Annotated in this window: 18 protein-coding genes and 1 tRNA gene; 1 reads left to right on the top strand and 18 read right to left on the bottom strand. The window is 40.3% G+C overall.

The window, feature by feature from the left end:
* The 3 genes from EZ444_RS27475 to EZ444_RS22475 form a co-directional block, all read right to left on the bottom strand.
* The coding region (locus tag EZ444_RS27475; protein ID WP_455430282.1) for an ISAon1 family transposase N-terminal region protein at positions 1-229 on the bottom strand (229 nt) is incomplete at its 3' end.
* A 152-nt stretch (positions 230-381) separates the two neighbouring features.
* Positions 382-455: transfer RNA gene (locus EZ444_RS22480), tRNA-Arg, on the bottom strand.
* Between the two features lie 86 nt (positions 456-541).
* Positions 542-1,912, bottom strand: coding sequence for an exonuclease domain-containing protein (locus tag EZ444_RS22475; RefSeq protein ID WP_131611577.1), 1,371 nt, complete (start codon positions 1,910-1,912; stop codon positions 542-544).
* 150 nt (positions 1,913-2,062) lie between these two features.
* On the opposite strand from EZ444_RS22475, the gene EZ444_RS22470 reads away from it, so the two are divergent.
* On the top strand, positions 2,063-2,428 hold the full coding sequence (locus EZ444_RS22470) for a response regulator transcription factor (RefSeq protein ID WP_131611575.1): 366 nt from the start codon (positions 2,063-2,065) through the stop codon (positions 2,426-2,428).
* A gap of 63 nt (positions 2,429-2,491) precedes the next feature.
* Here the strand turns inward: EZ444_RS22470 and EZ444_RS22465 are convergent, their stop codons facing one another.
* The 15 genes from EZ444_RS22465 to EZ444_RS22395 all read right to left on the bottom strand — a co-directional run bounded on the left by EZ444_RS22465 (position 2,492) and on the right by EZ444_RS22395 (position 21,625).
* On the bottom strand, positions 2,492-2,893 hold the full coding sequence (locus EZ444_RS22465) for an OsmC family protein (protein ID WP_131611573.1): 402 nt from the start codon (positions 2,891-2,893) through the stop codon (positions 2,492-2,494).
* Positions 2,894-2,969: 76 nt separating this feature from the next.
* Positions 2,970-3,614 (bottom strand): hypothetical protein, encoded by a 645-nt coding sequence (locus EZ444_RS22460; RefSeq protein WP_131611571.1) that lies wholly within the window; start codon positions 3,612-3,614, stop codon positions 2,970-2,972.
* Between the two features lie 127 nt (positions 3,615-3,741).
* Entirely contained in the window at positions 3,742-3,963 is a 222-nt protein-coding gene (locus EZ444_RS22455) for a hypothetical protein (RefSeq protein ID WP_225874816.1), read from the bottom strand.
* A gap of 58 nt (positions 3,964-4,021) precedes the next feature.
* Positions 4,022-5,125 carry a DNA polymerase IV gene (dinB, locus tag EZ444_RS22450; RefSeq protein ID WP_131611567.1) on the bottom strand — a complete coding sequence of 368 codons (1,104 nt, stop codon included), beginning with the start codon at positions 5,123-5,125 and terminating at the stop codon, positions 4,022-4,024.
* 60 nt (positions 5,126-5,185) lie between these two features.
* A complete protein-coding gene (locus tag EZ444_RS22445) occupies positions 5,186-5,362 on the bottom strand; it encodes a histone H1 (RefSeq protein ID WP_131611565.1) in 177 nt (58 codons plus the stop codon).
* 105 nt (positions 5,363-5,467) lie between these two features.
* A complete protein-coding gene (locus EZ444_RS22440) occupies positions 5,468-6,328 on the bottom strand; it encodes a sigma-70 family RNA polymerase sigma factor (RefSeq protein ID WP_131611563.1) in 861 nt (286 codons plus the stop codon).
* A 232-nt stretch (positions 6,329-6,560) separates the two neighbouring features.
* A complete protein-coding gene (locus EZ444_RS22435; protein WP_131611561.1) occupies positions 6,561-7,382 on the bottom strand; it encodes an endonuclease/exonuclease/phosphatase family protein in 822 nt (273 codons plus the stop codon).
* A gap of 3 nt (positions 7,383-7,385) precedes the next feature.
* Positions 7,386-8,972, bottom strand: a complete 1,587-nt coding sequence (locus tag EZ444_RS22430; protein WP_131611559.1) for a RagB/SusD family nutrient uptake outer membrane protein — start codon at positions 8,970-8,972, stop codon at positions 7,386-7,388.
* Between the two features lie 10 nt (positions 8,973-8,982).
* Positions 8,983-12,168: a TonB-dependent receptor gene (locus tag EZ444_RS22425; protein WP_225874815.1), complete on the bottom strand. Its 3,186-nt coding sequence runs from the start codon at positions 12,166-12,168 to the stop codon at positions 8,983-8,985.
* A 155-nt stretch (positions 12,169-12,323) separates the two neighbouring features.
* Entirely contained in the window at positions 12,324-13,355 is a 1,032-nt protein-coding gene (locus tag EZ444_RS22420; protein ID WP_131611555.1) for a FecR family protein, read from the bottom strand.
* Positions 13,356-13,410: 55 nt separating this feature from the next.
* Entirely contained in the window at positions 13,411-13,980 is a 570-nt protein-coding gene (locus EZ444_RS22415; protein WP_131611553.1) for an RNA polymerase sigma factor, read from the bottom strand.
* Positions 13,981-14,224: 244 nt separating this feature from the next.
* Complete coding sequence (locus tag EZ444_RS22410; protein ID WP_131611551.1) at positions 14,225-15,310, bottom strand: Gfo/Idh/MocA family protein; 1,086 nt, start codon at positions 15,308-15,310, stop codon at positions 14,225-14,227.
* A 15-nt stretch (positions 15,311-15,325) separates the two neighbouring features.
* Entirely contained in the window at positions 15,326-16,801 is a 1,476-nt protein-coding gene (locus tag EZ444_RS22405) for a Gfo/Idh/MocA family protein (protein WP_225874814.1), read from the bottom strand.
* Positions 16,802-16,803: 2 nt separating this feature from the next.
* Positions 16,804-20,232, bottom strand: a complete 3,429-nt coding sequence (locus EZ444_RS22400) for a DUF1080 domain-containing protein (protein WP_131611549.1) — start codon at positions 20,230-20,232, stop codon at positions 16,804-16,806.
* Between the two features lie 49 nt (positions 20,233-20,281).
* Complete coding sequence (locus EZ444_RS22395) at positions 20,282-21,625, bottom strand: Gfo/Idh/MocA family oxidoreductase (protein WP_225874813.1); 1,344 nt, start codon at positions 21,623-21,625, stop codon at positions 20,282-20,284.
* Positions 21,626-21,697: the final 72 nt, after the last annotated feature.

The raw sequence follows: 21,697 nt of genomic DNA, 5'->3' as shown, positions 1-21,697 counted from the left end.
TATGAAAAAACACTTTATGACCACGGATAGGAAAGTCTTGAATTACAATCTGAGGGAAAAAGCCTTTGGACAAAACTTTGATCCCATCCCATTCTGAGGGGGGATTATTCAATTCTTCGAGTTCGATATGGAAGGTTTCACTATCCTCAATAACCCCTTTGAATTCAAAATTCTCTAGTATAAAATCTGGCAGAAATAATCTGAGCAAGGATGCAGTAGCTGATGGCATAAATATAAAACGGTATAGAAATACAAATCTATAATTTTATCGATTGCTCCACAACTTTTGGGATTGATCCGCTCTTATCTATCACATTAACAGAAGATTAAGGCATAAAAAAACCGGAGTAAAAACTTCTGAAAATTTTCACTCCGGTGATGTACCCTGGAAGGGACTCGAACCCCTGACCCTCGGTTTAGAAAACCGACGCTCTATCCAGCTGAGCTACCAAGGCATCTCCCCGTTAGGGAACGCAAAGATAGAATTTTGGATGTAAACACACAAATCTATTTGCAATTTTTATTAGAATAAATGCACATTTTAGATAACTACCTTTCTCTGTGGGAATTGCTGAACATGACTAATAATCAAATTTAGAATATAATCATCAGAAGGATAAGGTTGCAACACCGACTTCAGCATTTCTGCCCCCTCAACATCAGTATGCGGAGAAATATATCCCATACCATAAAACTTTCCCTGTTCAACCAAAAGACAGCTTTTTTCGTCTTCATTTCGCCCCTCACCCATCACCGCAAAGGTCGGAAGTATGGTTTTTAAATACTCAATCGCGTACTTCACCCTCACATTGTAAGCGGCGGCAGACTCTTTGCCTACACAAGCCCCACTACACTTCCCTTCCTCATGACCGGTACAGGCAATCCGGTTCTTCTGAATAAAACACAACTTCTCGCAAAGCAAATGCTCCTTGATCAAAAGCCTTAGTAAATCATAGCCCTCCAATTGCGTATTGAAACTATACAATGCAGGCGACTGCTTTTTATATTTATCCACCATGAGTCGCATATAGCCCTTTTGATCTTCAAAAACGTACAAACCATATTTCTGCTCATGACGCTTTAATGCACGGTTATTTTCAGGCCATAAACGCTTAATCTCTGTAGCTTCCAAAATAAAGGCCATCAATTCGGTTCCACAAACCTCAAAATCTACCGTATAAATGTGCTGAAGAAAATCCTGACGTTGTTTGCTGATATTATTCCCTGTAAAATGAGTACACACCCGCTTTTTAATGTTCTTGGCTTTACCAATATAGATCACCTTGCCTTTCTGGTCTTTAAAATAATAAACCCCTGGTACAGAAGGTAAGCGGTCTATCTGGCTTTTCGGCAAATTAGGCGGCAGCGCTTGCTCTTTCGAAAACTTATGAAGTGTTTGCGCAATGATATTTTCAGCATCCTCAGTAATCAACCTCGTTAACAATATCGCTGTAGCTGCTGCATCTCCACCGGCACGGTGCCTATTGCTCACAGAAATATTCAAAGCAGCACAAAGTTTACCAAGGCTATAAGATTTGTGTCCAGGCAATATTTTTCTACTTAACCGAACTGTACACAGCTTCCTGCTATTCAATTCATAACCACTCTGCATCAGTTGGTGCCTGATGAAAGAAAAATCGAAATTCACATTATGTGCGACAAAGATCTTATCATGTAGCAATTCATAGATCTGAGCAGCCACATCCTTAAATACAGGAGCCGTCATCACCATATCGTTGCTAATTCCGGTAAGTGACTCTATATAGGGTGGAATATCTTGCTCAGGATTAATCAATGTTTCAAAAACATTAACAACCTCTTGACCATCATGCACCAAAATAGAAATCTCTGTAATTCCATTTCCCGATGCAAACCCACCAGTAGTCTCAATATCTACAACAGCATATAACATTAAACTTTCATTAAACGATTAATAACGCAAATATGCTAATAATTTTAGCATTCAAAATGTAAATATTTCAATTGTCATCAGTTTTTATTTCCCAAATTTCATATATGGCATTAAAATAGTATACCATTAAATAACAAATGGGATACAGTAATGTCTAAAAAAATATTAGCAGTTGATGATGATACGGAGATCGTTGAGGTCATCAAGATCATATTAGAAGATGAAGGTTATGAAGTTTCCACGCTTACAAATGGAAAAAATGTATTAAATGTAATATCATCGCTCAGGCCCGACCTTATTCTGTTAGACGTGATGCTAGGGGGAATGGATGGCAGGGAAATATGTAAATCCATAAAATCCCACGCCATATTTAAATATATTCCTATCGTTATGATATCTGCAAGCCACAATTTACAAAATCTGTTAAAACTACCAGGCTCTCCAAACGACTTCCTCTCCAAGCCATTCGACATAGATCATCTTGTAAGCATGGTTAGAGCTCAGCTTCCTACCTGAGCTAAAAGTGTACTAATTATAGAATTTATAGTACTAAATTGTATATGATCGTTTAAAACCAGCTTAACTGGTTTCAATTTTTATAGGATTACTTAGTATTTTATGTATGGGACATTTATCCGCGATCACCAATAAACGTTGACGTTCGTCCTCAGTTAAATTCCCAGAAAACTCAATCTTCCTCGTTATCCTGGTTTCCTTATTCATTTCTTCTTCTTTACAAATAGCTAGTTCTATTTTGATCGCATCCAGATTATAGTTTTTTCGGTCTGCATACATCCTTATGGTGATGGCGGTACAACTACCTAAACTAGCCAACAATAATGCACCAGGAGGCATCCCTTCGTCTGTACCACCAATTTCTTCTGGTTCATCAGCATATATAAAATGTCCACCAGCGTACACTTTGGTTTTGTAATGAGATTTATCTAACTCCGTAATTGCTGTAATTTGATTGCTTGCCATAATTAAAAGTATAAAATCCAAAATACAACAAAGGCCGGAAAAATCCAGCCTTTGTTGTTTTATTTTAAAAAAGAAATCATTCAACTTCTCTTTTCACATACGTTTTATTACCATTTTTATTAATGTAGTATTTTCCACCACGCGGACCAGTTAAGATCTCCTCACCGTTCGGGCCTTTTAAACTCCTATCAATAGTTGGCACATATTCTTTAGCAGTTGAACTCGCAGTTGTGGTTACTTTTCTCGCAGTAGTTGTTGTTTTAGTGGTGGCTTTTGTAGCGGCTGCAGGTGCCGTTGCGGCCTCCTTAGCTCCTTTGTAACGTTTATCAGGCGTACCATCTTTTTTCATTCCAGGTACCGTTGCTGTTGCAGCAGCTCCTTCAGCGGCAGCTTTTTTGCTTGCAGCTGTTGCCTTTTTAGTTTCAGCTTTTGTTGCTTCTTTTGCTGCTGCTGCTTTAGCCCCTGCAGAGCGCATGTCAGGTGTACCGTCTTTTTTAAGCTTTACAGCAGCGGCAGCTGGTTTCTCTGCAGCAGCTTTTGTGGATGCTTTAACTTTTGCCGATTCTTTTTTAGCATCAGCTTTAGCCTTAGCTGCTTCTTTTTTAGCGGCAGCTTTGGTTTTAGCTGTCTGCTGTTGCGCTGTAGATCCTGCAGCTGTTTGCGCCATGCTTAAGTTTACACATAAACCCAACATAGCAATCAAGGAAAATAACTTTTTCATAGTGTTTAAATAATCTGATTTCTAAAAAACGACTTGTTACCTTGTCAGGTAACCTTATACAATTTAGGGTATTTTGTCGAATTTATAAAAAAAATGTATTATTTAACACTAACTTAATTTCATTAAACTACATTCTAAATCTCAGAGATACAGACCTTCCCAGCGCTTGGGCAAGCTCTGGCTCAACTTTAAACTCTCCACCATTCTGAACCCACACATTTTTCTCATCCTTCACCAGAACAATATCCTGTCCATCAAAATTGATGTGAAGCTCGGTTGTCTCCTTATTGATAGCAGAACTATTTAATATCTCATAAATATAGTCTGTATCCTTATATGTAATACGCATTGGCAGCCCCATAATCTTATCTCTAGGTTACAAAGGTAAGTTAAAATAAATTATAAGCTCAGGGAAACAACCGCGGTTGGTAAATATCTCTCTCATTTCCTGACGAATTTTCAAAATTCGAGATAGAAATACCAAGCAATCTCACCCGCCTATCTGTAAAATCTATAGCCGCCAATAAGCTCTTCGAAATATCAAAAATCGACTCAAAAGTCGTCACTCCTTCTGCAAAGGATTTACTTCGTGTGATTTGCTTAAAATCACTAAACTTAACTTTCACTGTTACCGTCCGGCCAGACAAATGATATAGTTTAATTCGGTTGAATACCAATTGGCTAATCTTTTCCAATTCGCCGTTCATTTCGGCCAATTCAGTTAAATCATAGGAAAAGGTATCTTCGGCACCAACCGATTTAGTTTCCTGATTAGGCTCAACAGGCCTGTTATCGATTCCCCTTACAATCTTGTAAAAGAACAGTCCACTTTTCCCAAACAGATTGGCCAATTCCGTTTCGGATAACCTTTTTAAATCCGCACCATAATGCAATCCCCTCAATTTCATTTTTGCCGCTGTCACCTTCCCTACTCCATAAAATTTTTCGACAGGCAACTGCTCAATAAATTTTTCAACTTTCGACGGCCCAATAAAGGTTAAGCCATCAGGTTTGTTCATATCAGAAGCTATTTTCGCGACAAACTTATTTACCGAGACGCCTGCCGAGGCAGTTAGCTGAAGTTCTTCCTTGATAGCTTGTTTAATTTCTTTGGCAATATCAATTGCAGAGCCTATGCCGAGCTTATCGTCTGTAACATCCAGATAAGCCTCATCTAATGATAAAGGTTGTATCAAGTCAGTATAACGATGAAAAATTTCACGGATATGTCTGGATACTTCTTTATAAGCTGCAAATCTGGGGTAAACAAAGATAAGATGTGGACATAATTTTAGCGCTTGTTTAGATGACATGGCCGAGTGCACGCCATACTTCCGGGCTTCGTAGCTTGCTGTCGCCACCACGCCACCTCTTCCTTCAGGAGAGCCACCCACAGCAATAGCCTTCCCCAGCAGCTCAGGGTTGTCCCTTTGCTCTACAGAAGCATAAAATGAATCCATATCAATATGAATTATTTTACGGTATTGCCTTTTCTCTATATGATCATCCATAAGCTAAAAACAAGAAAGGCCCACAATCTGCGGGCCTTTCTTGTAATAATTCAAAGAATATTATTTTACATTCTTTTTTTCAGTTACTTCAGTACGAATTTCTTGTGCTAAGCCTTTTAAATCTTGCATTGCTTTACGTACTCTGGTACCAGCAGCACCGTTACCTGAATTATAAAATTTGTCCGCATCAGCCTCTACGCCAGCGATTAATTCTTTAAGTTTTGAAAATTTTTCCATGTTTTTCTTTCGTTTAAGATTTTAAAATATATGATATAACGCTCTAAAGTATATAATTATTGGATTTTCACCAAATGATTTTTTATCAAAAAGGTCATTTTTCACCTAATTGAAGTAATCTGACAGGGTATTACAGCATTTTAAGCTAAGTGTTTTATGCGCTTTATCTCTCAACTTTCGGATCCGATCCCGCCCCAAATTAAAGATTGGCTCCATGTCATCCAGACTCGTTTTCGGGTAACCATTGATGCCATAAAACAACATCAATATCTTTTGTTCCCTTTTGGGCAAAATACTCAAGGACCTATTCAGATCCACCAGCAAAGAGGTGTTAAAGGTAAGGTGGTCACTCCCTGGGATGCTTTTGTCGCCAATGATATCTAACAAAGTAAAGCCATTCTTTTCATCAGCAATGTGGTCTAATGAATAAGGCCTTACTGTACTATTTAAATAACAAGCAATCTTATCCGTACTCAGCGTAGTATGTGCTACCAGTTCTTCAACTGTTGGCGTCCTTTCCAGCTTTTGCTCCAATTCGATAATTGCCCTATTAATCGTTTCAATAGCCAGCACCTGGTTAATCGGCAAACGCACCAGACGCTTCTGCTCTGCAATAGCCAGCAAAATAGACTGCCGAATCCACCACACTGCAAAAGAGATAAATTTAAATCCTTTGGTATCGTCAAAACGGCTTGCTGCTTTGATCAGACCAATATTGCCCTCACTGATTAAATCACTCAGCTTCAATCCCCGCTCCTGATATTTCTTTGCCACCGAGACCACAAAACGCAAATTACCTTTAACCAACTGCTGTAATGCGCCAATATCTCCATTGCGTATCCTGGCCGCCAAACTAATTTCATCCTCAACACTAAGCAGATCTATTTTACCTATATCATTTAAATACCGCTCTACCGAATCAGAATCCCTTCGGGTAATAGATCGTATTACTCTAAACTGTTTCATGCCTAATTTCAATAAAGTTTAACAACATTTCAGCAAAGCTCAAAAGCTAAAATGGAATTATCTTTACCTCAACCCAAATACAGCGGTTTCAACCGTGTTATGAGCAAATCACCGTACAATATTAGGTTTAAGAGATTTCCAGTCTTCTCAAATAAAATATAATTGCGTGGCACAAATACAAAAGACAGCCATTTAGGGCTGTCTTTTGGTAATAACGGTTTTGTTTAATCAATTAAGGCTTAAACCCAAGTACAGCAACAACAGGTAAATGATCAGAAGCCTCAGGAGCCGAAATCACCTGATGCGCCTGAACCGTCATTGGTTTCTTTGTCGTATAACCTACAAAATCAATACATTTAGTGGGTTTATTGGCAGGTATCGTCGGTCCGCAAGTGAAGCAAGTCCTTGTGAAAACCTCATCCATAGCCACAATCACCTCGCTGCCCGGCACCGCATTAAAATCTCCTGTAATAATAAATGGAGTACGTTCCTTTAATGCAATTGCATTGATCTCCTTAATTTGCAGACTCCTATTTGTAGGATTACTTGTTGCATCCAAATGTGTATTTGCAAAACGAATCACCTTACCTGAGGGTAAAACTACCTTGGCCGTAACCAATACACGCGGCTCCGCATTTGTTGAGGGATCAGAACTTAAAGGATAAACCTGAGCCTCACTAAGCTCATACTTACTTAAAATCGCAACACCATATCCTCCACCCTGGTAATCAATCGCTTTAGCGAAGTAATAATGCATATTGGTTTTTGCCGCAAGTTCCTTTGCCTGGTTAATCTCTTTGCCGGAGCGTATAGTATTCACATCGATCTCTTGTAACCCAACCAAATCTGGCTTTGCCGCATTAATTACCGCAGCAATTGCATTTAAGTCTATCACTTCAGGCTTTGCCGGGGGATTACAGTGGTGAACATTGTAGGACATGACTTTAATTGTTTCCTGATCTTTATCTCCAGGTTTAGCCAAATGCTTTTTTTCCGAACAAGATGATAACAGAAAACAAGTACCGGCAATAAAACAGATAAATAGATGCTTCATATTTTAATAATTAGGATTTTGAGTAATACCTGGATTCGCTTGTATTTCTAATTGTGGGATTGGCCATAAGAAATCTCTGTTTGCCTTGGCCGATTGCGTTTCTACTGGCACTGCGATACCTGTCAGCGGGTCAATAGCTCCGGTAACGGCTCCATTCATCACCTCTTCAAATATCCCCCAACGCCTGATATCATAATACCTTACACCTTCAAATGCAAGTTCCACCCTACGCTCACGTCTAACCAGCTCCCGTAATTTGTCCTTCGTGTTATACACCGCCACATTTACATTTGGCATGCCGGCGCGGTTTCTAATTTCGTTTAAATATTTAACCACATCAGGATTAGCAAAGTCATCCGTCTCAATAAGCGCTTCAACATAAGTCAGTAAAACCTCGGCATATCTGATGATCATAAAGTCAAGGGTTTTCGTCCCTGTTTTATCTTTTGGATCAAGATACTTGTTCTGCCAGTATCCAGTCGCAGTAGAATTCTGCGCACCAATTTTATCATTATTAGCAGGATTCAGGTCAAAAGGCTTCAATACCAACGCAGCATAAGTCTGGTCAGGAAACAATACTGAAGCTGCCAGCCTCGGATCCCTATTGTTCTTGTATTTCGGTTCTTTTAAATAAATAGCCAACGAATCAGGCCCCAGCTCGTAAATCGTTTTCCCCTGTTTGGTTTCATAACTATTGATCATATCTGAAGTTGGCGACAATACCGTTTTACCACCTACACCCTGAGGCGCAAAAGTTGACCAAGCCCCCGAGCATCCATTTTCCCTAAAAAAGATCCTTTCCTTATTTAACTCCCCTGTATAAAGAAATAAATCTGCATAGCTATTCTTTACATTTGCACTTTTGTATAAAGCATAAACATCCAATTTAATAACCTCCTTTGCCGCATTTTTAGCGACTTCATAGTGCTTATAAAAAGTGGCCAATCTGGTAATCAGTGCCCAGCATACCCCAGAAGTAATGCGTTTAATCTCTGCATTGGTGTATTCCTTAGGCAATTGACCGGCGCATTCCGTTAACTCAGCCAGTACAAAATCATAAACTTCCTTTTCGGTATTCCTTTTCAGGTAACTCGCATCCGGAACCACAGAATTGGTCATCAATGGAACCCCACCAAAAAACAACAATAGCTCCATATGATAATACGCCCTTAATGCTCTGGCTTCATACTTATACCTGGTTTTCAACTCTTCGTCCATATAGCAATTGTCTACATTTTCTAAAAAGCGGTTCGCACGTCTAATCGTCTTATAATCATCTCTCCATATACCTAATCCTACCCCCCAAGTACCATTCTGCAATCCTTTTACATAAGACTCGTAATCGCCTCTTGCAGCACCCTGACGTGAAACATTCTCATCCGCCATGGCAGACAAAAACAGTATTTGTCTACCCGAAGCTCCATCCGGTATACCAACATATGCTGTGTTTAGCGCATTTGTCGCATCAGTTTGTGTTTTCCAAAATTCTTCATCCGAAATACTCTGTGGATGATCATGTGTCAGAAACTTTTCGCAGGATGTGAATGTGATCAACATCATGCCTATGATAAAATAAAATCCCTTTTTCATCTGTAGCCTATTAAAATTGAACGTTTAAACCAAATGTGTATGTTTTCATAATCCCGTATGTCCATTCATCCCCCCGACTTTCCGGATCAGTTATTTTTAAGGAGGAGAACGTTACTGGATTTTGGGCATTCACATAAAAACGGATAGCGCTGATGCCCATCTGCTTCACAAATGAATTATCCAGATCATAACCTAACTGAATAAACTTAACCCTTAAATAAGCCGCGTTCTGAAACCAGAAATCAGATGACAACCTGTTATTAGATGGCGCAGTTGAGATCCGTGGATAACGGGCATCGGTACGTTGCGGTGTCCAGTAATTATTGGCATAATATACTGTGGGCACCCCACCATTCCCACTCATATCCAATGGAAATGCAAATTCATTTAACAAGGGGGCATCACTCTTCCCTGTACCCTGCAGTAAAAACTCCAGATTTATCTTTTTATAAGCAATCCTAAAATTTGCGAAATAATCCAATTCAGGGGTTGGATTACCAATATTTGTTTGGTCATCAGCATCAATAATACCATTCCTATTCAAATCAAGATACTTAATATCCCCAGGCTTTGCATCTTTAAGCATGGGCACCAATGGCGTACCATTGTTATCATAATCACTGCTTTGCAACAATCCATTTGTGCGGTAACCATAAAAACTACCGATACTTCCGCTCTCCTCATTAATAGTAGTCGTAGTTAGATAAGGTCCGCCCTTTAATGATAAAATAGTGTTTTTATTATAAGTAACTCCCGGAGAGAATGAAAAATCTACATGTTGTCCAAAACGCTCATTATAATTAAAAGACAGCTCAAGACCCCTGTTTTTAACCTTTCCAGCGTTAATCGGCACCACACCTTCAAAACCGCCAATCAAGGGCAATTGTGGGTTCAAAATGATCCCATCAGTAACTTTGTCGTAATAATCGAAGGTCAACCCGAGTTTGTTATTTTTAAAGAGCGATAAATCCATACCAATATCCAACATGTTCACCGTTTCCCAGGATACATCTGCGTTCCCATAGGTTGCTTCCTGCCCGTTGCTACTACTAATTAAGGTCTGATATTTATACAAGCCTATATTTTCATTACCCAACTGCCCATAAGAAGCCCTTAATTTCAAATTATTAATAGCCTTCATCCCTTTCATAAATCCCTCATTGTGAACATTCCAGCCCACAGCGCCGGATGGAAAGAAACCAAACTTATTTCCCGGACCAAAGCGGGAAGAACCATCGGTACGAACAGTACCTTCCAACAGATACTTATCCCTATAGGAATAGTTTAATTTAGCATAACCGGATACCATCGAATATATATCCCACTCTCCACTATTCGTTTCCTCCTGAGAATAACCCGCCATCGCAAACAAATAATGATCTTTAACCTTCAATGTATAATCTACATTACCGCCGATATAATAATAGGTTGTTCTGGCCATGCCAGCATCTCTTTGGGCAGTCCAGGATTGTAAGAGCTGACCATTATAATAATCGAAGAAATTATAAGCATCTCTTACGTCCCGCGTAGCATCACTGTTTAACCTAAAACTGAACTGACCTTTAACGTTAAAATTCTTAAACACTTCCCATTTAGGTTGCAAATTGATGCTGGTCTGCCCACTTTCAAAATTTCTAACACCTCCTCTTTCGGCATAGGCCAGTGGGTTTACAATATCCACGTACCTTCCATAAATGGTAGGCACACCGTCCTTTTCTGGATATTTAGGTAAAACAGTTGGCGGCGTACGGTAAATATCCTGCAACAACCTATTTCCATTACTCCCACTTGGTCTGTTTGGCTGTGTGGTATTTCTTTTTATGGCCAGCATATCCAGGTTTACCAGGAAATTCTTACTCAATGAAGTAGAAGTATTTGCCCTGATGGTGATGCGATTGGCATCATTTACTGGCAACATTCCCTTTTGATAAAGGTAATTGCCACTAAGGGCAAACCTACTCGTATTGTTACCACCACTTACAGAAACAGAATGACTGGTAATTTCGGCCGACCTGTCGATGATCAGATCCCCCCAATTTGTATTTGGGTATTTAACAGGATCCACATTATTGATGGTATTCTGAATATCTTCCTCCGAATAAAACAAAGGCTTACCCGCATTTAACTGCCCTTCATTATACATATTCATATATGTAGGTGCATCAACTGTATTTGGTAAATAAGAAGGCGAAGCCAGGCCAAAATAACTATCATAGGCCACTCTAACCTTACCCGGCACGCCTCGTTTAGTCGTTACCAGAATCACCCCATTTGCGGCCCTTGCGCCATAAATCGCAGCAGCTGCAGCGTCCTTCAATACGGTAACACTTTCTACCGTAACCGGATCAATATAGTTCATATCCATAGGAATCCCATCCACCAAAACCAGCGGATTAGAGTTCCCCAACGTACTAATCCCCCTTATTTTTATCGTTGCTGCATCACCACCGGGCAAACCAGAGTTCTGTGTCACATTGATTCCCGTTACCCCACCCTGAAGGGCTTGTGATAACGAAGTAATCGGTTTCCCTACAATCTGCGAGTTCACATCCAGCGAAGCGATAGAACTGGCAATGTGTTTCTTCTGCTGCTCAGATAAGCCAACTACGACGATCTCATTCAAGGCAGAAATGTTCTCTTTCAGAGAAACATTCAAACTTTTATCGGCTCTCAAAACCGTATACTCAAAGCTTAGGTAACTGATCATGGAGAAAACCAAAACATCATTCTTTCTGGCTTTAATCGTAAAATAACCATCCCCATCTGTCGTAGTTCCGGTTGTCGAACCTTTTATTCTGATACTAACGCCGGGCAATACACTAGGCGGTTCGTGTGTATCATATACCCGTCCACGAAGTGTTACCAAACTATCTTGCACAACACCCCGCGCTCTTTCTTTGGATAAGATGACAATCTGTCTACCCGAAATCGTGTAAGTAAGTCCGCTATCTTTTAGCGCTTTATCCAGAATCTCTTTAACTGTTTTATTGTTCAGTTTCAGGTTTAGCTCTTCGTACTTATTTAATTTAATAAAATCGTCTTTATAAAGGATCTGGTAATCACTTTGCTTTTGAATTTGCTGAAATAATTCTGGTAAATTACCTCTTACAAGGTCTATGTTCATCTTAAGCTGAGCAGATGTATTGGCATAAGTGGTCATCATCCCCATCCATAATAAAACCATTGTTACTTTCATAGTTCTTATTATTCTAGTTTTGAGCCTTAAATAAAATGCATGAGGTTCACATACATGAAGTTTTTTCATATTTTTGTTAATGAGTTAAATAGTAGCTTGAATTAGTTATTGTTGGAAGGAGGTGTTAGCGCACCTCCTTTTTTTTTATTCAATAGTTAGCGTTTTCTCAGTTCCAGCCTCCTTTCTACACCATTGTAAACGTATGGTGTTCCTGCGCATAAAATATTCAATACGTCATCGGCGCTACGCTGAAAATCCAGCCTACCCGAGAATTTTTCATTAGACAGATCCAACTGCTGTGTGCTGATCTCTATGTTATAATATTTAGCAATCCGCTGTATAATGAGATCCAAGGACTCACTGTTCACATCAACAAACCCCTCCTTCCAGGACTGAAATTCGGCTGTTTTAACCTCCGATATCAAAAGTTTGTTCTCTTTCAGGTCGTAATTGATCCGCTGCCCCGGTACCAGTTGGCGTTCTATTTTATTTAACCAGCTACCCGTTGAGAAGGCAATACTCCCCGCAACCAAAACCGCATAATTACGATCACTATTTGCGCTAGAACTCACATAAAACTCTGTACCTAACACTTTAATATCCATTTTATTGGCATGCACATAAAATGGATGTTTTTTATCATGACTGACATCAAAGTAGGCTTCTCCCTCTAAATAAACTTCCCTCGTATCTCCTGAAAATGCAACCGGATAAATTAACCTTGAATCAGAATTTAACCAAACTTTAGTACCATCAGGAAGTTTGATAACCGAACGCTGTCCATTACCTACAACCAGTGTATTAAAATCATTTGTAGTCGTAATATTTTCCGCCTCATGATCTGAGGATGCTGAAGCATCAGTGTTTGGCTTTAAGGTCTGATGCTGATCGGTACCGCTCTTTTTACCTACTTGCGTAGCTGCAAAATCCAGTAGCTTATGAGTAGGTGTATTTTGCTGATACAGCCAAATCCCAATACCTGATACGATGAATAGTATTGCAGCAACCTGCAAATACAGCTTCCAGCTAGATAAAAAAGGTTTATTGACGGACCGGAGCGCAATCTTTTCCCATAACTCATCCTTTACTAACGGGGATAACTTCTCATTCCCTACATGATTTAAAACCTGCTTGATCTCGCCAGCAAATTCACGTTCGCTATGCTCGCTATTGTTCTTTGAATCCATTTGTACTTTTACTAGTACTTACCAGAGTAAAGAACTTGTACTTTATAGACTCCCCTTACGCTAATATTTTGTAAGCATAATTGGCTAGCATTTGTTCTTTCAACTGCTTCACTCCACGATATACCAAAGTACGACAGGTTGCTAAAGAAACATCCATAATCTCAGAGATCTGCTCATATTCAAGTTCGGAGTTGTAGCGCAAATACAAAGCTTCCTTTTGCCTGGCTGGCAATAAGGCTAACTCCGTATTCAATTTCTGTAAGAGTTCCGCTTCATACTCATCATTGGTAATCTGCTCTTCAATACTGGGCGACAATAAAAAAGGGAGTTCAAAGCTATGTTTTACAGTTGCTGCGTTCTTTTTTAGTACGAGGCAAATCTTACGCTTTAAGGAGGTAAATAGATATGATTTTACATTAACTTCAGTCGCCAATTTCTTTCGATACTTATAAAGATCAACAAACAAGTCTTGAATGCCATCCTTAACCATATCAGTGTCATCTGTAAACCTTAATCCAAAGGCATACAGTAGGTCCACAAATTGCTCATACAGCAATTTTAAAGCATTGTCATCTCCATTAATGAATGAAGCCCATAAATCTTTATCTGTGTTTTTAAACATCATTCATCCAGTTCAAGTAAACCAGCCGCTACTACTAAATAACGAATTTCAATCCTACAAACCTAATCTTAGCATATAATATATAGTGCAACTCCCTGTTATGAATACATTAATTCGACCGTCATGACGAATACCAACGACAGATTGTCTTTCTATTGCGAGATCCTGAGATAAACTCAGGATGACGCCCGCTTAAAAACAATTTTATTTCAGGATGACGAAGCGCATAAAGAATAGCATAAATCAATCAGGAAAGCTGAACAATCTGCCCGGTTTTAACCGATTCATCACATGCAAAAGCAATTCTCAAACTGTTTATGGCATCATCAGTAGGATTCGTTAAATCAATATCCTCCAAAATGGCCTTTAAAAAATGACGTTGTTCGCGATTACAAAGTTCCTGATGATCCGGTTCATCCTTAAGGTCAATCCAGGTATCCGGCCTTGAGAATTTATCATTTCCATCCAGATCAGCATAATGTACCTTGATCGACTCGGTTTTAGTATGCGCGTCTACCTCATCAGATTTGCCAGCAGCACTGGCTGCTTTGGCCACTATAGATACCGAGCCTTTTGGACCGATCACATCTTTCACAAAGAAAGCCGTTTCACTCATCATTGGTCCCCAGCCCGCTTCATACCAACCCACAGAACCGTCTTCAAAACGAATTTGAAGCTGTCCGTAGTTATAGTTCCCCACAGGTACGTCATCGCTCAGTCTTGCGCCAATGGCGCTTACCTGTAAAGGTTTCGAACGCGTCATCTGGCACATCACATCAATATAATGAACCCCACAATCTACAATTGGGCTCAGACTTTTCATCAGGTTGCGGTGTACGGTCCATTTTGCACCCTGACTCTGCTGGTTCAGGTTCATTCGCATCACCAATGGTCTGCCCATATCTGATGATAATTCGATAAAACGTTCCCAGGATGGGTGATAGCGTAAAATATAACCGACCAACAATTTCTTACCATACCGCCTGGCTGCATCCGCAACACGTTCTGCCCCTTCAACAGAATCCGCCAATGGCTTTTCTATAAACACATGGGCTCCGCTTTCCATTGCTTTGATGGCAAAAGCCTCATGCGTATCCGGGTAAGTCGAAATGCAGACGGCATCGGGTTTGGTCTGTTCCAATGCTTCGTAATAATCATTAAACAAGGCATAACCACCCCCCAGCTTTTCATTCAACACGACCTTACTGTTACCAGTGGAGACGAGACCAGATATTTCAAAACCATCCAGGGTATGGTAAGCGGTAGCATGAGCCGAACCCATATTACCGCAACCAACCACCAGTACCCTAAGATTTTTTGTTCCTAACGACATGTTTTCTGATTAAAATTATACGCCTAAGCTCCAACCTTTACGGTATTCGCGTTTCACAAACTGATTCACATCATCAAAGTTTGTCACCCTTAGATTTTCCTTATCCCAAAGTAATTTGATATCTCTTCCCGGATAAGTAAAGCCTTTACCATTTTCCTTTGCCTTCTGCACATCTGTACCACGGATGGCCAGATTAGCAATTAAAAGTGTCTCGGTTAATGGCCCTGCAATTTCGAATGGTGAGCTTAGTTTTACTTTGCCATAACCCGCAATAGCAGCCTCTGCCCATTGCCAATAATGACCATCGACTCCACCTGGCACACGCTCCACACGTTTTTTAGTACGGTCTTCCGCATTTTTAGTCAGGGGTAATAAACGAGGGTTAGCCCCATAGGTATCACACATCATTTTCCCTCTTGTCCCTTCAAAAAGCACGCCGTTAGCACCAAAAGGTTCATTAGGCAATAACTCTTCCGGACGGGCAGGTTTTATACCACCATCCATCCAGTGAATCTGTAAATTGCCTTTGGTCTTTTTAGTTTTCTCAAAGGTCATGATTACATGGCTCGAAGGCGGACAACTATCAGGGAAATATCCTCTTTTAAATTCATCCACATAAATACTACCTACGCTACATTGCACATCAATTGGTGTATCCAAACCTAATACTCTAAAAGGAGGTTCAACCAAATGACAGCCCATATCGCCTATTGCACCGGTACCATAATCCCACCAGCCTCTCCAGTTAAAAGGAACCAGTTTCTCGATATAAGGCTTGTAAGGCGCACTACCCAACCATAAGTCCCAATCCAGCTCTTTAGGGATTTCGCCATTTGTTGATGGCCATAAAATCCCCTGAGGCCAGGATGGACGATCTGTCCAGCAATACACATTCTCCACTTTACCAATTACACCTGCATCAATCCAATCTTGTAACTGACGCACACCATCACCAGAGGAGCCCTGGTTACCCATTTGCGTAACCACCTGATAACGATTGGCAGCTTCTGTTAATTTACGGGCCTCATAAATATCATGGGTTAATGGTTTTTCTACATATACATGTTTACCCAACTGCATCGCAGCCATTGTAATCATCGCATGGTTATGATCCGGAGTAGAAATCACTACCGCATCAAAGTTTTTACCATCCTTATCCAGCATTTCACGGTAATCTCTGTAGTATTTTGCTTTCGGAAAGCTTTTTACAGAATTTGCGGCTCTCCTATCATCTACATCACATAAAAATGCAATTTCAGATTTACCACCTTTATAAATATTGGCAATATTACTTTGTCCTTTTCCACCTGCACCTACGGCAGCCACCATCAAACGATCACTTGGTGCTAAAAAGCCCCTACCGCCCAATACATGGCGGGGCACGATCATAAATCCTGCGGCCGCCAGTGCTGTGTTTTTAATAAAATTTCTTCTTGAATTATCCGTTCCTGAAGCTTTCTTCTCTTCCGTCATTTCTGATCCCTTTATCATTTTTATTTCGTTTTACTCAAGTCTTTAATTCTGATATTTTTAAATTGAACCGGAGAACCATGACCAAGGAAACCAACATGGCCGCTTTCACGCAATAATCCAGGATGCGGTTTACCATCAGCAGCACCATTCTTTCTAGCCTCAGTAATGTCGGCATCAAGAATCTCCGTACCATTTAAGATCACTTTAATTTTAGGACCTTTAACAATCACCTCCTGGTAATTCCATTCGCCTACAGGTTTTAAGAAACCTCTTTTTGCTGGAATCGTACCGTAAACTGAACCATGGTACTGATAAACATGAAGTTTACTATAAATTGGGGCTTCATTATCGATAATTTGTAATTCCATTCCCTGATAAGCAGCATCACCGGTTAAAGGCGCTCTGATGCCCAAACCATTGTTTGCACCGGGAGTTAACTGAAATTCAAAACGGAATACAAAATCACTATATTCTTCTTTGCTGAATAAATTACCACCAGAACCTTTTCCAGGTTTCGGGCGAATCGCAATGTTGCCATCTTCAATGATATAATCAGTCGTATTTCCTGTCCAGTTGTGCATATTCGTACCATCAAACAATACCTTATAGCCTTCTTTCTTTTCGGCCGCACTTAGTTCAAAAGGTTTTACACGAGGAATTTCTCTGATGTACAAGTCACGGTAAGCAACTGGCGATCCATGTGCCTGTAACTCAATCTGCTCTTCTGCAAAAATTGGCAAGGTCCTGTCCCAGAAGTTTTCAAGGATTACATTGTCAGTTACCAGTACACCATTTAAGTAAACCGTAACACGATCCCCCTTCATCAAAATGCGGAAGGTATTCCATTCATCTAACTTATTGTCGGCAACTGTAAGTGGTTTACTTGGATTTGATTTATTGTTGTACAAACCACCAGAACCTACCTGAGCGCCTACTTTTACACGGGCATTGTCCCAGATCTGTACTTGCGGTGTACCACGTAGATAGATACCAGCATCACCCTCACCTTTTTTATCATCAATAATTTTCCAGTCAACCAACATTTCAAAATCACCATATTTTTTTACGGTAGCCAGGTTGTTTCCATGGCTCATAAACTGAAGTTCGCCATTTACTGGCTTCCAGCTATCAATGGCCTCAGCATCCGCTTTTTCCTGAGCAGCAGCCAAAGTTTTGGCATCCATCTTCGCTCTTTTTAGTGGATCGCCAACCAAACCCTTCCAACCAGTAAGGTCGATACCATTAAACATAGATACGAAACCGTCACCCTTCGGCATTTCAGCAAGATATTTACGCATTGCTTCTTGTTGATACTCGCTATCAGCACCTTTAATTGCGCTAATTGTTTTATTTAACAAGCCTTTTACTAAATCACCATTGTACGATTTGTCTGCCAATGCGATGTTCATAACCGCCATAGCCGCAGCTTGCTGTGTTGATGCCTGATCAAGATATCTACCAGCAAACAATAAAGAGTTTAAGCATTTTGCCTGCTCCAGGTCTTTAAGAATTTGTTGTTGCTGAGCCGCTTTTTTGGATACCCCCATAGCCTCACGCAGCAACAACAACCTTTGTTCAGCCGGATATTTGGCCGCTCTCACCAAACGTAAATAACCATCAACAGCCTGGTTAACATAGGCCGCATTAGCTGGCTGACGAGCAATTTTGATCAATTCTCCTACAGCACCAGCATCAGCCCAAGATGATAAAGCCGACACAGTCGCTTTTTTAGTAGCTGCATCACCTGTATTAAAGGCATCTGAAACAGCTTTTAATGATTTGTCCCCACCTAAACTGGCCAGCATTTTATAAAAAAGCACTTTTTTATCTTCCGATGCAGCTGCCATTTGTTGCAACACCATATCCACCTGCTGATCTTTATTATCGCTACCTTTTATGGCAGCAATAATCGCATCCTGCACGTTTGTTAATTCAGAAGGATCCGAACTTTCTTTTAGCAACTTAAACAATTGCGGAAGGTTCTCACTGGTTACAGTTTGCTTAAGCGCAGCAAATGCCGCATTTTTAACCGCTGTATTTTTATTCTTCAGCTGACTATATATCGTATTTAACTGCGAATTTGCAGCTCTAGCAGCCAACACGTTAATTAAAGCAACCTGAACTTCTGGTTTGGCTTTAGGAATAAAAGCAGCAACCTTAGCTACAACTCCATCACCTTTCATTCTTAAGATCGCATTAGAAACCGTTACTACATCCGTAGAATCACCTTTACCAGCTATTTTAAGCAAGCCCGCCAATGCTTCCTCTGCGCCAATTTTACCAGCTGCAGCTATAGCGGCAGACCTTACGTTCTGATCTTTACTTTTATATAAAGCCGAAACAGCAGGAAGGATTGACTTAACTTTACTATCTCCAAGCATGTCCACAATAGCTACTTGCGTAACAGGATCAGCATTTTTAATCTTTTTAATCCAAAGGTTAGCAGTTACAGGCGTAATAGTTGGCAAGGCTAATTTCAATGCCGCAGCACGGTATTTAAATTGCGTATCACTCATTGCAGCTAATAAATACTCATCACTTTGTGCTTTACTAAAATCAGAAACCAATTTAAGGGCCGCAATACGGATGTGTACCTGATCGTCTGCCACTGCTTTTCCAAGTATTTTCTTAGCGATATTGTTTGCTTCTACCTTATTTCCATTGCTCATTAACCTTTCGGCATATAGCAAATAGGAAGCAACAGCATTGGTATTTTCGTATTTAAAACCTGCTTTTTCAGCAGTAGCAGCCAAAACAGCTTCAGAAGAAGGATCAGCTATGTTTGCCAAAGCATACAATGACATTTTAGCCAGGCGCTCATCTCCAGTAGTCAATTCAGCAATTGCTTTCGCAGCTTCTTTGGTACGACTGTCGCCCAAAGTTTCCACAACAGAAAGCTTTGCAGCACCCTTCGCTTTAGCCAATCCAGTCAATAAAGCTGCTTTTGAAGCCTGAGAGTTAATTTTCACCAATGCTCTTGCGGCTGGATCTGCCAGTTGTGCATCCGTTAAATAAGCACCTAAACTAGCTATAGCATCATCTTTACCAACCAACTCCAGTTGACTGATGACAAATGATTTATTTTGTTTATCAGACAACTTATCTAAAGCTTTAACATAGGCGTTTACACTCATTTTTCTCCAGCTTTCCTGCCCAGGCTGACTTACATAAGCAGAAAATCCGCCAATGGCATATTCCAGCAAAGCATTGTTGCCTTTTCCCGGAGCAGTTAATCCAGTAATTAGGGTCAGATAACCATCCTCTCCTAACTGTGCAATTTCCTGCATGTTTCCTTTTAGTTGTTTAGCATCCTTCGCAGGCAATTGTGCCAACAAATCTGCGATACGCGTAGTGATTGTACGCTCGTCTTTATTCCCCTGTGCTTGTGCAAAAACATTGCTCTGTAATAGGACAACCGCTAGCAGGATAAAACATATCTTTTTTATCATTATAGTATGAGTAAAATGTTCGTTTAAATTATTTTAAGGATGAAAATGATTAGATGGTAAATGGTGCACGCATTACTGGGTTGATCAACCTGTTTGCTCCTTCATCATCCACAAATCCCTGCTTAACCGGATCAAATTTCAAGTTCCTTCCTAAACGCAATGCAGCCAATCCAATGTTAATGATGTTACATGAACGATGTCCGTTTTGCTCATTTAAAGCAAATTGTTGCCTGGTCCTAACGGCTTCAGAGAAATCCGTCATTTGTGGAGCAGGATCAGGGAAAGCGGCTAGTTTACGATCCAAATCAGGAATATCTGATTTAAAACCTGGGTATAGCTTTCCTTTTGGTCCTTCAATATAAGGCACATTGGCATCTTTAGCCTCGCCATCTAAAATAATCTGACAACCGTCAGCATAAGTATATGTTATTCTTCTCCAAATCCCTACTGCATCAGTATGTTGCTGAGGAGCATCGATTTCAACAGAAATCGGATTGGTATCATCTTTACCTAAAAAGTATTGTATCGGATCCAGGTAATGTTGGCCCATATCACTCAAACCACCACCATCATAATCCCAATAGCCACGGAAAGTGGAATGAACACGATGTGTACTATATGGTTTGTAAGGTGCCGGACCTAACCACGAATCATAATCCAACTCAGCCGGAACCGGCTCAGGTGGCAAATTGTCTTTACCTACCCAGAAAAACTTCCAGTCATAGCCTGTATGTCTGCTTACGGTTACCTTTAGAGGCCAGCCCAGCAAACCGCTATCCACTAGTTTTTTAACCGGTTTAACCGTAGTCCCTAAACCGTAAAAATTATCTTTAAAGCGGAACCAGGTATTTAACCTAAAGATGCTGCCATTTTGTTTTACAGCTTCCATCACCCTTTTTCCTTCACCTATGGTATGGGTCATTGGTTTTTCACACCAAATATCCTTCCCCGCATTGGCTGCATCTACAGCCATAATGCCGTGCCAGTGTGGCGGCGTGGCAATGTGTACAATATCCACTTCTGGTAGCTTAATCAATTCCCTGTAGTCGCTAAAGGTTTTAACCCCTTTATCCAGCATGGGTAATGCTTTGGCAATGTGTCTTTTATCGACATCACAGATGGCAACTACCTGAGTTCCATCATATGGAAAATGGTTCCTGCCCATCCCACCAACACCTATAACGGCTTTGGTTAATTTATCACTTGGAGCAATAAATCCTTGTCCACCCAAAACATATCGGGGCACAATGGTAAATGCGGCTACTCCTACCGCAGCTTTTTTAATAAAATCTCTTCTTGTGTTTGGTTGTTGTGGTTCTTCCGGTTTCATATCAATGTGTGTTGAATTCATCTTCATGCCATCCCCAACGTTCATTACATCAGACAATTGCATGGTTAATATTAGGGAGAAATTGTCGAAAACACAAAACATATGTTAATTATTTATATAATAAAAATACTTTTA

The organism is Pedobacter hiemivivus (genome assembly GCF_004331685.1).
GTDB lineage: Bacteria > Bacteroidota > Bacteroidia > Sphingobacteriales > Sphingobacteriaceae > Pedobacter > Pedobacter hiemivivus.
The sequence above is the reverse complement of the archived record's forward strand: the minus strand, read 5'-3'. Positions and strand labels throughout refer to the sequence as shown.